13 protein-coding genes are annotated in these 12,803 nt (G+C 62.3%); 6 read left to right on the forward strand and 7 right to left on the reverse strand.

The window, feature by feature from the left end:
• The first annotated feature begins 21 nt into the window (after positions 1-21).
• Positions 22-1,452 (forward strand): DUF1501 domain-containing protein, encoded by a 1,431-nt coding sequence (locus ACILSO_RS21455; RefSeq protein ID WP_395739507.1) that lies wholly within the window; start codon positions 22-24, stop codon positions 1,450-1,452.
• A gap of 58 nt (positions 1,453-1,510) precedes the next feature.
• Here the strand turns inward: ACILSO_RS21455 and ACILSO_RS21460 are convergent, their stop codons facing one another.
• A complete protein-coding gene (locus tag ACILSO_RS21460; RefSeq protein WP_395739508.1) occupies positions 1,511-2,860 on the reverse strand; it encodes a Gfo/Idh/MocA family protein in 1,350 nt (449 codons plus the stop codon).
• A gap of 67 nt (positions 2,861-2,927) precedes the next feature.
• Between ACILSO_RS21460 and ACILSO_RS21465 the strand changes: the two genes are divergently transcribed.
• Positions 2,928-3,557: a cyclase family protein gene (locus ACILSO_RS21465; protein ID WP_395739509.1), complete on the forward strand. Its 630-nt coding sequence runs from the start codon at positions 2,928-2,930 to the stop codon at positions 3,555-3,557.
• On the opposite strand, the gene ACILSO_RS21470 is transcribed toward ACILSO_RS21465, so the two are convergent.
• The 4 genes from ACILSO_RS21470 to ACILSO_RS21485 are packed head-to-tail and all read right to left on the reverse strand — an operon-like array spanning position 3,508 to position 7,149.
• On the reverse strand, positions 3,508-4,170 hold the full coding sequence (locus ACILSO_RS21470) for a L,D-transpeptidase family protein (protein ID WP_395739510.1): 663 nt from the start codon (positions 4,168-4,170) through the stop codon (positions 3,508-3,510). The genes ACILSO_RS21465 and ACILSO_RS21470 overlap by 50 nt on opposite strands.
• Positions 4,171-4,196: 26 nt before the next feature.
• Complete coding sequence (locus ACILSO_RS21475; protein WP_395739511.1) at positions 4,197-5,012, reverse strand: phosphodiester glycosidase family protein; 816 nt, start codon at positions 5,010-5,012, stop codon at positions 4,197-4,199.
• An 11-nt stretch (positions 5,013-5,023) separates the two neighbouring features.
• Positions 5,024-5,839: a rhomboid family intramembrane serine protease gene (locus ACILSO_RS21480; protein WP_395739512.1), complete on the reverse strand. Its 816-nt coding sequence runs from the start codon at positions 5,837-5,839 to the stop codon at positions 5,024-5,026.
• 11 nt (positions 5,840-5,850) lie between these two features.
• Positions 5,851-7,149, reverse strand: coding sequence for an ABC transporter permease (locus tag ACILSO_RS21485; RefSeq protein WP_395739513.1), 1,299 nt, complete (start codon positions 7,147-7,149; stop codon positions 5,851-5,853).
• A gap of 97 nt (positions 7,150-7,246) precedes the next feature.
• Between ACILSO_RS21485 and ACILSO_RS21490 the strand changes: the two genes are divergently transcribed.
• Positions 7,247-7,885 carry a DUF4412 domain-containing protein gene (locus ACILSO_RS21490; RefSeq protein WP_395739514.1) on the forward strand — a complete coding sequence of 213 codons (639 nt, stop codon included), beginning with the start codon at positions 7,247-7,249 and terminating at the stop codon, positions 7,883-7,885.
• A 55-nt stretch (positions 7,886-7,940) separates the two neighbouring features.
• Here ACILSO_RS21490 and ACILSO_RS21495 read toward each other — a convergent pair whose 3' ends face one another.
• Positions 7,941-8,897, reverse strand: coding sequence for a beta-ketoacyl synthase N-terminal-like domain-containing protein (locus tag ACILSO_RS21495; RefSeq protein WP_395739515.1), 957 nt, complete (start codon positions 8,895-8,897; stop codon positions 7,941-7,943).
• A 65-nt stretch (positions 8,898-8,962) separates the two neighbouring features.
• Positions 8,963-10,186 (reverse strand): beta-ketoacyl-[acyl-carrier-protein] synthase family protein, encoded by a 1,224-nt coding sequence (locus ACILSO_RS21500; RefSeq protein ID WP_395739516.1) that lies wholly within the window; start codon positions 10,184-10,186, stop codon positions 8,963-8,965.
• A gap of 111 nt (positions 10,187-10,297) precedes the next feature.
• Here ACILSO_RS21500 and ACILSO_RS21505 point away from each other — a divergent pair, with 111 nt between their 5' ends.
• From ACILSO_RS21505 to ACILSO_RS21515, 3 genes are all read left to right on the forward strand, one after another.
• On the forward strand, positions 10,298-11,485 hold the full coding sequence (locus tag ACILSO_RS21505) for an AMP-binding protein (protein WP_395739517.1): 1,188 nt from the start codon (positions 10,298-10,300) through the stop codon (positions 11,483-11,485).
• Positions 11,482-12,156, forward strand: a complete 675-nt coding sequence (locus tag ACILSO_RS21510) for a class I SAM-dependent methyltransferase (protein ID WP_395739518.1) — start codon at positions 11,482-11,484, stop codon at positions 12,154-12,156. Before ACILSO_RS21505 ends, ACILSO_RS21510 begins: the two co-directional genes overlap by 4 nt.
• Positions 12,157-12,293: 137 nt before the next feature.
• Positions 12,294-12,716 (forward strand): cytidine deaminase, encoded by a 423-nt coding sequence (locus ACILSO_RS21515; RefSeq protein WP_395739519.1) that lies wholly within the window; start codon positions 12,294-12,296, stop codon positions 12,714-12,716.
• The last annotated feature ends 87 nt before the right edge of the window (positions 12,717-12,803 follow it).

Here is a 12,803-nt window from a genome sequence, read left to right on the forward strand (position 1 = left end):
TTCTATGCGTCAATTCCCGCCATGCACCTCCGCCACGAACTTCAGGCCGAATACGCCCACTACCGCACCCGCCGCTGGTTTTTCAAAGACTGCGGTGTGGGCCTGGCCAGCATCGCGGCGATGGATCTCATGTCGCGTACGGCGGGCGCAGCACCGGCTCCCGCCAATCCGCTGGCTGTTAAAAAGCCGCACTACACCGGCAAGGCCAAGCGCGTCATCTACCTGTTCATGGGCGGTGCGCCCAGCCACCTGGAACTTTTTGACAACAAGCCCGAGCTTTCCAAGTGGGATGGCAAGCTGCCCCCGCCGGACCTGCTCAAAGGATACCGCGCCGCCTTCATCAATCCCAACAGCAAGCTGCTCGGCCCGAAGTTCAAATTTGCCCGCCATGGCCAGAGCGGCGCGGAGCTTAGCGAACTTCTGCCACATCTCTCCGGCATCGCAGACGATCTCACGATCGTGCGTTCCATGAAAACGGACGCCTTCAATCACGCACCGGGTCAGATCCTCATGAGCACCGGCTCGCAGATTTTTGGCCGTCCCAGCTTTGGTGCGTGGACTCTCTACGGCCTTGGAACGGAGAACCAGGACCTGCCTGGCTACGTGGTCATGCAGAGCGGGCAGAAAGGCCCTAGCGGCGGCATGAGCAACTTTGGCTGCGGCTTCCTCCCCACCGTGTATCAGGGAGTGCCGTTCCGCAGCAGCGGCGAGCCCGTTCTCTTCCTCAACAATCCCGAAGGCGTCAGCGATGCCACCCAGCGCGACACCCTGGACGTATTGAAGCAGCTCAACGAAGAACGCCTCGGCGCCGTGGGAGATCCGGAGATCGCCAGCCGCATCAACAGCTTCGAGCTGGCCTACCGCATGCAGCAGACGGCCCCGGAGCTGATGGACATTTCCAAGGAGCCCAGGCACATCCTGGACATGTACGGTGCCAAGCCCGGCGAAGCCTCCTTTGCCAACAACTGCCTCCTCGCCCGCCGCCTCATCGAAAGCGGCGTGCGCTTTGTGCAGCTCTTCCACGAGGCCTGGGACCACCACGGCGGCTTGGTGAACGGTCTCAAGCAGCAGTGCGGTCTCACCGACAAGCCCTGCGCCGCTCTAGTGCGCGATCTCAAGCAGCGCGGTCTGCTTGAAGACACGCTCGTCATCTGGGGCGGCGAATTCGGCCGCACCCCCATGGTGCAAGGCGGCAGCGATGGCCGCGACCACCACCCCAACTGCTTCAGCATGTGGTTCGCCGGCGGCGGCATGAAGCCAGGCGTGACCCTTGGCCAGAGCGATGAGTTCGGCTTCAACGTCACCGAAGACCCCGTCCACGTCCACGACCTCCACGCCACCCTCCTCCACCTCCTGGGCTTTGACCACACCAAGCTCAGCCAGCGTTTCCAAGGGCTGGACATGCGGCTCACCGGCGTGGCCGGAGAGCTGGTGCCGAAGATCCTGGCATAGCGCAACCGTCTCGGTTGTCCCTCTCTAAGCATCCGGCAACCAGGACGGCTATTCTCCATCAAATCCCATACCCCGCCCGATACGCCTTATGGATAATCGCATCCGCCTCCGGAGTATTCGGTGACTTCAGCGCCTTCGCATCCCACTCCACGCGCTTGCCGAAGCGCACCGCCAGCAATCCCACCAGCAGCGATTCCGTGAACGGCGCTGAATACCAGAAGCCGCTCTTCGCATCCTGCGGATTGCCGGTTTTGCAGGCTTCGAGGAATTCCTTGCGATGGCCGGCGAGGCAGCGCGGGATCGTCTTCGCAGGAATCACAAACTGCTGCATCTTCGTCTCCGGCACAATGCGCGGAGTTCCAGACCAGCCGCCGGCGAGGATGCAGCCTTTGTCTCCCACAAAATAGATCCCGTTGTCACCGAGGCTGCGGGTCTCCTCCAGACCTTCCGGGCGCGGAGGCAGCTTGCCACCGTCATACCACACCATCTTCACCGCCGGGCGTTCGCCCTTCGCGGGAAAATGGTAGGTGATGATGCTCCAAATCGGATACGACTGGTTGTTGTTCGGACCGTTCTCGGCCTCCACCCAGTCAGGCGCGTCGAGATCCAGCGCGTAGAAAGCGGGGTCGGCATTGTGCACCGCCATGTCTCCCAGCGCACCGCAGCCAAACTCCCACCACCCGCGCCACTTGCGCGGGCAGAAGTCCGGGTGATAGGCGCGCTCCTTGGCCGGGCCGAGCCACAGGTTCCAGTCGAGATTCTTCGGCAGGGGCGGCGAGTCGGTGGGGTAGGCCTTGCCCTGGGAATCCCAGAATTTGCCAGGTCGATCAGACCACACATGCACCTCGGTCACTTTGCCAATGGCCCCTGCCTGGATCCATTCGCGCGTGAGGCGGATGCCCTCGCTCGCATGGCCTTGGTTTCCCATCTGCGTCACCCGCTTGGTCTCCGCCGCCACATCGCGCATGGCCCGTGCTTCCGCGATGGTATGCGCCAGCGGCTTCTCGACATAGACATGGCGTCCGGCTCGCATGGCCATGATGCTCGCTGGCGCATGCACATGGTCCGGCGTGGCCACCAGCACGGCATCAATGTCCTTTTGCTTGTCGATCAATTCGCGGTAGTCGCGGAAGAGTTTCGCGTTAGGATATTTTTTGATGGTGCCAGCCGCGTGGTCGAGATCCACATCACAAAGCGCAACGATGTTGGCGAGGCCGGAGTCGTCCAGATCCTTGATGTCTCCTCCGCCCTGGCCGCCGATGCCGATGCAGCCAAGGTTCACTTTTTCGCTCGGGGGCGTAAATCCAGGGCCGCCGATGACATGCCTCGGGACGAACTGAAAGCCAAAGACTGCCGAGGCGGCGGTTTTGACAAACTGGCGGCGGGGCAGGGAGGGTGGCAGGGACATTCCGGTGGAAACGCAAAAAAGTGCAAGCTCTTGCTTAAACTTTGCGCCCAGGATCGTATGGATCCTTATGAAACGACCTTGGAAAGACGTCTCCGTTCCTTTGCGCGATGGCATGGTGCACTGGCCCGGTGACCCCGAGTGCCATATCAAACGCGTCGTCAGCATGGACGAGGGAGCCGTGTGCAATCTCACTCACATCTCCATGAGCGCCCACACGGGCACCCACATGGATGCGCCCCGGCATTTCGTGGCCGATGGTCTGACCATGGAGCAGATGCCGCTGGAGCCCGTCATCGGTCGCTGCCGTGTTTTTGAACTCGATTGTGAGGATCAGATCACCGCAGACGATCTTAAAAAGCTCAAAATAGCTCCTCGGCAGCGCGTGCTCTTCAAGACGCGCAACTCCACGAAAAGCTGGGCCACAAACGAGTTCGACAAAGACTTCGTCTCCATCCGTGCGGATGCCGCGCAGTATCTCGTCGAGCAGGGCGTGGTGACGGTGGGTGTGGACTACCTCAGCATCGGCGGCTTCAACAAGGATGGCGTGGAAACGCACCAGATCATGCTTGGCGCAGGCATCTGGGTGATCGAAGGCCTCAATCTGGCCGAGATCAAACCTGGCTACTACGAGCTGATCTGCCTTCCCCTCAAGCTTGAGGGTGCGGACGGCGCTCCGTGCCGCGTGGTTCTGCGCTAGGCTGCGGCCTGTCCAGCATGGAAGGGGCCGGGTGCGCTCCATGATGAATGTGCACGCGGACTCCCGGCTTGCACAGCTCCCAGCATTTCTTCTGCGGTGCTTCGGGGCAGCGCACGCAGCCGTGGCTCGTGCAGTGGCCGCGCTCAAAGCCGCCCACATGCACACCCACCCCGTCGTCCGTCAATCTCAGCCAGAAAGGCATGGCAATGCCGAGGTACTTCGTGCCCTCAGGCTTCGGGCCGCTGTGCTCCCAGGTGCGCGCCACCACCACCTCGCCGCTGTCATTTTTGACATACTGCCCGTAGAGGTCGGAGCGCTTCAGCGGCAGCTTTTCCTTCACGATGAATTCGCCGGCGGGAGTTTCATGACCCGGCACCCCGGGAGACACATCCATTTCCACCAGCACGCAGGCGTTCTCGTCCAGGAGCTGGGCGGTCTGGCTCGCCAGCGAGATGTCCATGCGCACCTTGCCCGGCTTTACGGCGGCGCAGCGTTCTTCATCAATGTGCCAGCGCGGATGTTGGAAGGCCGGAGCAGCAGGCGGCTTTTTCATGAACTGGCATGAGGCCAGGCATGCCGGAAGCAGCAGGCAGAAGAGAAGTTTGAATGGCATGGCAGGCGGAAAAGGAGGCATGAACTTCATGGAGCCTGGACTCCGATCACATGCGGCAGGAGCCAGAATTTTCGGTTGGCATTCGTCTCGTTGAATCCGGACTCATACCCTCCCATGCCGCGAATCACCACTCCGCCGCAGTTTACATAGAATGACGCAGGCGGACCTCCGTCCAGATGCTGGGCGCTGACCAGGTTGATCGGCAGTTTCAGCAGGTGTTCGTTGAAATCATGCATGCTGGCGGGCGTGCGGCAGAAGATGAACAGCGCATGCCCGTCTTTGTCCTGCCCCAGCGCCGCCTCGCTCCACATTTTCGGCTGCTGCTTCCACCGGTTCTCTCCCGGGTGCTTGATCAGTCGCAGGTTCTGCACCGCCACCGCGTACTGGGAAAGAATGTTTCTCTCGATGCCGGCGTCATCCGTGTCCAGCAGTCGAAAGGGCCGCGCGTCTTTGGAGAGGGGCGAGAAAACGCAGATGGACGAATAATCACTGCGAAATACGGCGGGGAGAATGGCCTCATGGTTTTTCAAGTAGCCGCAATGCGTGCTGCCATCCTTGTCATACATGCCTGCATTGATGACCACGCAAAGCTTTTGCTTTGCCGCCCATTCCTCCACCGTGAGTTTCGGCTGAGAGGCGGACGCGGAGCACAGGCGCAGAGGATGCCGGCTCACATTCACCCGTACAATCTGCATCTGTCCTCCTCCGCTGACCGCCGGGAAAAGTCCCAGCTCAATGCCGGGTGCCAGCTGCCGCCAGCCGGCCTGGTCCTGTGCGGAGAGCTGGGCGGTCGCATATAGAAGCAGCGCCAGGGCTGTCTGAACGGCCTGAAGACTTTTCATGGGTGCCTGCATCAGCGTTGCCGCTTCATCTCTTCGCTCGCCTTGTCCAGAATCTTTCTCTCTTCAGCTGTGAGGCTTTGCATGCCTTTGTGGCTGATTTTGTCGAGGATGTCATCCACGCTCGGCGAGCTGGTTTTCGGCTTGCCGCTTCTTGGAGTCTGCTGCTTCGCTTGAGGGGAGGGCGTACGTTTGCGCAGCGAAGGCAGCTTCAGCGCACCCGTTTCATAACGGATGAAAGCATAAGCGAGGCCCACATTCGCGGCCAGCAGCAGGATGCCCACCCAGCTGCGCATGGACAAGAAGCTCAAGACGTCCACTCCCACGAGAATCGCCGCCAGCACCCATGCATCCAGCGTCAGGATGATGATGCTGATTTTGGCCCGCGGATACAGCGTGGCAAAGGCGATGAACGTGCCAAACTCAATGCCCTGAATGCCGGCGCATGCTGAATGGTGCAGCCCGAAGAGTGTGAGGAAGACCGGCGAGGAAAGCGTGAGGGTGATCAGCAGACGCACAAAGGCCCTTCGTCCCAGATGCCGCTCCACCGCTTCGCCGAAGTTCCACAGCAGGTAGCAGCCAAACAGGGTCCACAGGCTCGGCGCATTTACCAGCGGATAGGTCAGCACCGTCCACACATGCCACTCGCGGAATGCGATGGTGAAAGTGAAGGCGCAAAATCTCTCCATCACTCCCATGCCGAGCACCGCATACACCACCATGCTCGCCGCTCCGACCAGCGCCACGATCGCGGAGAGATACACGGGATGTGTCTTCCACCACGTGAGTGGCAGATGGTCTTTGGATTCAGGAAGCCAGGAGTTAAACATGATGTTGGGTTCTATTTACGCACACGATCCACCAGGACGGCGCCAAGGATGACGAGACCGAGCACGATCTTTTGATCGTTGCTGCCGATGTTGGTCAGATTCATTCCATTTTGAATGACGGCGATGATAAAGGCTCCGATCAGCGTGCCGGGCATCGTCCCTTTGCCACCGCTGAGGCTGGTGCCGCCCACCACGACTGCGGCGATGACATACAGCTCATACATCTGCCCGTAGGTCGGAGATCCGCTCTTGAGCAGCGATGCCGTGACCACGCCGCCCAGGCCGGCGAGCAGCCCGCAGAGCAGATACGCGAACAGGATCACGCGCCGCACCGGCACTCCGGAAATGTTCGCCGCCTCCACGTTGCCACCCACGGCATAAAGATTTCTGCCAAAGCGGGTCTGCGTCATCATCAGATGCGCAGCACCGTAAAGCAGCAGCATCAGCACCACCGCATTGGGCAGCCCCAGGAGGCTGGCTCCACGCCCCAGCCAGACGAACGAATCCGGCACATGGTAGATGGACTGGTTGTCTGCCAGCCGGTAGGCCAGGCCGCTGCACACGAGCATCATCGCCAGCGTCACAATGAAGGGCGGCATGCGCAGACGTGTGATGAATGCGCCGGAAATCAGCCCGCACACGCCGCATAGGGCGAAGCCGCCCAGCCCGCCGGCAATCATGCCTGCCATCCCTGCATTCACACCTCCGCAGTAGTCCCTCACAATCATCGTCGTAATGACCGCTGACAGGGCGATGAGGCTCCCCACGCTCAGATCGATCCCCCCGGTGATGATCACCAGCGTCATGCCAATCGCGAGAATGGCGATCACGGCAATCTGGTTGGCGATGTTCAGCAGGTTGTCGGCCTTGAGAAACACCGGCCAGGACTGCGCGCGCGGCTGCACCACGCGGGCACTTTTGAGCGCCGGAAAGTCCGTGGCCAGGTCGCTGAATACCAGCCAGGCGGCGGTGGCGTGATTGCAGGCGATGACATCCAGCCCCCCTTCGGCCGCCGCACGCAGAAGCGCCGAGCGCGCGTCCTTCGGCTCACCTTTCACAATCTCAGCGCGGGCGCCCAGCTGGGCCTTCAGTGCATCCGCAAAGGCGCTGTCCTCCGCCTGCGGACGCACGACGACGAGCACCTTGGCCTCCGTGCCTATCTCCGCGGCCAGCTGCCGCGCTGCAGCCGCATCCTGCGGGTATTGCTCCGTCCAGGTGATGATGCTGAAGAATCCGCAAAGCAGCAGCAGTGCCACAAGCATGCCGGACCCGGCGAGGTGGTGGCGGATGAAGGCTGGGAGGCGGCTCATGCGGAAAAGACGATCATGCGGGCAGAAGAACGCAGTTCAAGGCCGGAGACGTTCAAGATTGACCCGGGTGCCTGCTATGGATTAGCTTCAGCGCATCATGAAAACCCTCGCCCTTTCCTTTGCCGCCCTGATCCTGACCGCCTCGCTTGCCAGTGCTGACTGGGTGCTGGTGCAAAAAGTCGACACCGATGGCAAGGAAGATACGATCACCACGAAGATCAAAGGTGATCAGGCGCGGGTGGACATGGGGGACAAGATGACCGCCTTTATGGGCTTGGAAGGCATGACGGTGCTCATGCATGATCAAAAAAAGATGATGAAGATGGGGATCGCCCAGATCAAGGCGCTGGTGGAAATGGCAGGGAAGGCCGCAGGCAAGCCAGCCTCCAAGCCCGTCGCCACCGGACAGAAGGAAAAAATCGGCGAATGGGACACTGAAATCTACACGTGGGAAGGGTCTGTGGCCCAGGGGAAATTCTGGGTGGCAAAGGCCTTCCCGAAGTTTGCTGAGATCAACGCCCTCAACGACAAGCTCGGAAAGATCATGGGCGGCGCAATGGCTGGCATGGCCCCCCAGGCGACGGACTTTGACGGCATGCCGGTGAAATCCGTCATGACCGTCATGGGCAAGACCGTCACTTCCACCCTCGTCTCGGCAAAAGAGGGTGATCTGCCTGCCAGCGACTTCGCTGTCCCCGAGGGCTACAGCGAAATGAAAATCCCAGGAGCCCCTTGATCGAAAAAATCAGCGCCTCTCTCTCGCTCTACGGGAGGCGCTTTCCTCGGTGGATTTACGGCGTCAGCACGCACGCATACGCAGCCGTGTTCGTGCCCGGCATGGAAATGACCACGGGCTGCTTCGTCTGCCGCGCCGCCATGGCTCCCAGCACCAGCTGAAGAGCGCTCCCGGCACCCATGCTTTCGCCCAGCACATACTTGGGGCTTAGCACCGCGTCCCAAGGACCCTCGGCCCAGGCCGTGGCCTCGGCGTGGTCGAGTTTGGAGATCCCCGTGCGGTCATTGACGAGCACGGCCCTCCCTTGCAGGCGCGGATACGTTTGCGCGGCAAGTTCTGGCAGCAGGGCGCAGCGCTCCTGCCATGAGAGGTAGGACATCGGTCCGATGACTTCACTCACCCGGGGGCCATCACCTTTGCCAGACACCAGCAAAGCCCCGGCTCCCTCGGAAGCAATCAGCTTCGGGTGGTAATACGAGAGCCCTTCGGTGCTGAGCCAGTCGCATTCTTCCGCGGCAATGAGCAGGCACTCATCCACGATGCCGCTGCTGATCCAGAACCCCGCCGTGTCCAGCGCTTCCACGATGGAGTTCGGGCTGCCCAGCAGCGTGCTCACCGCCCCGTCAATGCCGAGGTACGAGGCCACATGGGAGGCAGGCGCGTTGAAGACCGTCTCGGGGAAAATCAGCGGGCTCGCCTGCGCCGGGTTTTGCAGCACCTCATGGTAGAAGCGCCCTGTGTAGGCCACGCAGCCGTTCATCATCACAAACAGCACCCCCAGCCCCGATGGCGGCGCGGCTGGATCATACCCCGCATCCGTCAGTGCTTCCAAGGCCGCAGACACAGAATAGCGGGTGATCGCGCTGGAGCGCCGCAGGCGCGGATGCCGCGTGATTTTTTCCGGCGGCGCGGGGGGCGCAGGGCGCGCTTCAGAAGACCAGTTCCGCTCCTTTTCAAAGCGCGGGCATTTCACCGCAGGGATGGGTTTGCCCTCCAGTACGGCCTGGTGCATGGCCCCGGCACTCCAGCCGGCAGCGCTCACCGCTCCCACTCCTCGGATCCTCAAGTGGCTCGTATTCATGCGGCCCTCCTTTGCAGCACCAGGGTTGCGTTCGTTCCGCCAAATCCGAAGGAATTCGTCAGCGCATATTCCAGCGGAGCACGCCGGAACTGGCGCACCAGATCAAAGTTTACCGCTGGATCCACCTCGCGCACGTTCAGACTGCCCGGCAGCCACTGGCCTTGCAGCGCCATCAGGCACAGCACGGCCTCCACCGCCCCGGCACCACCCAGCAGGTGGCCCATGGAGGATTTGGTGGAGCTCACGGGAATCTCCGACACCGCCTCTCCCGCCCACGCGGAGATGGCCGCGGCCTCGGCCGCGTCATTGAAGGGTGTGCCTGTGCCGTGGGAGTTGATGTAGCCGATCTGCTCCGGCACCACTCCGGCCTGCGTGCACGCTGCGGTCATGGTGCGGATGGCCGCCTTGCCCGCAGGATCGGGCTGGGTGAGGTGGTGCAGATCAGTCGCAGTGGAATAGCCAGACACATCCGCCAGCGCAGCGCTTTGCCGCACTTCTTCTGCTTCCAGCAGCATCACGGCCGCCCCTTCGCCGAGCGCGAGTCCGTCCCGCTGGGCATCAAACGGTCGCGGAATGCCGCTGGGTGCCAGTGCATGCAGTGTGTCAAATCCAGCAAACACCAGGCGTGCCAGCGCATCATACCCTCCGGCCAGCACACGTTTGGCACGGCCGGAGCGGATCATGTCGGCGGCCCAGCCGATCGCGTTGGCGCCGGAAGCGCACGCATTGGAGACCACGATGACCGGCCCGCGCCAGCCAAACTCAGCGGCCAGGCAGCTCATCTGGCGCTGCGGCTGGTAGTGCTCCGCACGCGAGAGCTGGGACGGAATGCGCCGCGGATCATGCAGCGCGTGGTCAAAGTAGGCCTCTCCCAGCACCATGGCTCCGGCGGAACTGCCGATCACCATCGCGTCGATCCCGTCCATGTTCGGCCGGCCCGCCTGCGCCAGCGCCTCACGAATGGCGAGCAGCAGCATGCGCGTGCCGCGGTCAATGAACGTCTGCTTGTGCACTGAGAGCCGGTGAAACAAAGGCTCCGTGGGCAGGTCCACCACCCCGGCGGTTTTGGTGAGCAGGCCGCTCGTGTCAAACAGGTCCACCGGCCTGAAAGCTGTGCGGTCCGCGGCTAGTGCCTCCTCATTCGCCTGCCAGCCAAGACCCAACGGCGAGACGATCCCGGCTCCGGTGATGGCGATGCGCTGGCTGTTGGGTGATGGCACTGGTAGGGTCTGGGGTGAGATTGGTCGTGTGGGAGGTTGAACTGCCAACGCAAGTGTTCATTCTACGTCACGGCGCGGCTTATGGTTTACGCTTCGCCGCAAGGACTGCAAATGTTTGGTGAACGCTGGGATCGTATTGTGGCAGAGCGCGGCGCGCAGGCGGCATTGTATCTGGCCGACGGGCGTGCCATCACGTTCCGTCAGCTGGATGCCGAGGCGCGGCTGCAAAAGCCAGTGGGCGGCTTGATCAAAGTGCAGGGAGATGTGCCCCAGATCATGCGTCTTTTGCTCGCGGGTTTTCTCCATCAAATCCCGGTCCAGTTGGTGGAAATGGACCGTGAACGCCGCATCCCCGCCAGCCCGCCGCCTCCCGGGACGGCCTTGATCAAGCAGGCCGTCGGCGGTTCAGGCGTGCGCCGCTGCCAGTTTTTCACTTTCGCTCAAGTCGCGGCCGATGTGGACCGGCTCCACGCGGCGCTGGATCTTGGCTCCCGTGGCGTAGGCGTGGCCGCCATCTCTTGCGCGCATTCCTTCGGTCTGACCATGACGGTGCTGCAGACCTTGCTCAATGCCGTGCCCACCTGCCACGCACCCCAGCCCTTTGCCCAGCCTCTGATGGATGCCATGAAGCATCACCCCCGGGTGTATTTGCCCGGTGTGCCCGCCCTGTGGAAGGCCTGGCTGATGGGGGATGTCAGCTTTGCCAATGTCAGCCTCGCCATCTCAGCCGGGTCCCCCCTCACGCTTGCCCTGGAGCGCATGGCGCTGGAGCAGCACCGGCTGAAAATTCACAATCTCTACGGCGCTAGTGAGTGTGGCGCAGTGTCCTGGGACGCCTCCGCGAAACTTCGCGAGGACGAGCGGGATCTCGGCTCCCTCCTTCCTGGTGTGCAGGCACAAACTGATGCCCAAGGCCGCTTGATCGTCACCAGCAGTTCGGTCGGTTTGGGTTATGACGAACATCTGCCTGGGGAAAGCTACGGCGCAGGCCTCTTCTCCACCTCAGACGAGATCAATCTCCAGGACGGCCGCCTGCTCTTTCAGCACAGCGCGGGCGCGGGCATCAATGTGGCCGGGCGAAAGCTCAGCCCTGCCGAAATCGCCGAAAAAATCATGAGCGCTGCCGGTTTGGACCGCGTGCGCATCCGCGGCACCCGCAGCCGCGATCCCGAGCGCTGCCAGGACATCGTCGCGGAGCTCGACCTGCCGCAGGCGGAGATCGACGACTCTTTCAAAATCAAGGCGTGCTCCTTGCTAGCGCCTTGGGAAGTTCCCCGTAAATGGATCAGCAGGCCATGACAGCACCCATTTCACCCCAGTCTCTGCGCCGCATCGCCCGGCTCTGCAGTCTGCGCTCCAAGCGCTGGGAGCGCTGCTACACCATCGTAAAACTCCGCTCCGACCCCGTCTATGCGGCCGTGGCGCAGGAGCTCACGGGCTCCTCCCTGCCGGTGCTGGACATCGGCTGCGGCATCGGCCTCCTGGCCTTCTATCTGCGGGAGGTGGGTTACACACCTGAGATCTCCGGCTTTGACTATGACCGGCATAAAATCGCCTGTGCCCAGAGCATGGTGGCCCGCAGTGACTATCGCGGCCTGAGTTTTACGACAGGGGACGCACGCCATGGACTCCCCGAAACCACCGGGCACGTGGTCATCCTGGACATCCTGCAGTTTTTCACCCCGGACGAGCAGTCGGTTCTGCTGGCCAGGGCGGCGTCCCGCGTGGCACCCGGCGGCAGGCTGATCATCCGCACATGCCTGCGGGATGACTCCCGCCGCTTTCGCATTACCGTCGCGGGAGACTGGCTGGCCAAGCTGACGTTTTGGATGAAGGCCCCGCCCGTCTGCTATCCAGACCGCGCTCTATTTGAGTCCGTGCTCGGAGCCGCCGGCCTGCGGGTGCGTCTGGCACCCCTCTGGGGCGCCACCCCCTTCAACAACCACCTCATCGTCGCCGAACGCGCGTGAGGCACAGCCGCCAAAGTCACTTCGAACAAAACGCTGATGGCTGCGGCTCGTAGCCGTCTGTCGCATTAACGGGGTCTTGCGCCCGCCGTCGCCACAGCTTAGACGTCAGGCGTCATGCGCGTCCTTTCTCTCAGGCCATGCAGCTCGATCAAACATTAGTGGACGCGGCGCTTGCTCTCGCTGCCGCACGCTGGCCCGGTCGTGAGGCCGGCGCAGCCGCGCTCTACACTGCATCGGGCCGCATCTTGACCAGTGTTTTCGCCGAGAGTCCGAACCCGTCCGCTTGCTTGTGCCACGAGACAGGCGCCATCTGCGAGGCTCACAAACTTCAGGAGACCGTGACCGCTTCGGTCTGCGTTTCGCGGGAGGACGCCGACTCTCCATTCGTCATTCTCCCGCCTTGCGGCATTTGCTGCGAGCGACTCGCCTTCTGGGGCGGCGACGTTCAGCTGGCCGTGCCCTGCCCGGAGGATCAAACTCGCTGGCAGATGAAGCGCCTCAAGCAACTGATGCCGCATTACTGGATGAGGACCTGGCTCCCCGGCTCAAAAATCCAATGACGCCTGACCATGCGCTGCAGCGAACACGCCTCCACCTTCCCTCCCACAGCACAGGCCGCACCCCTACGGCCTGTCGCTGAGCTTGCG

This window comes from Prosthecobacter sp. (assembly GCF_044226605.1).
In the GTDB taxonomy this organism is placed as follows: domain Bacteria; phylum Verrucomicrobiota; class Verrucomicrobiia; order Verrucomicrobiales; family Verrucomicrobiaceae; genus Prosthecobacter.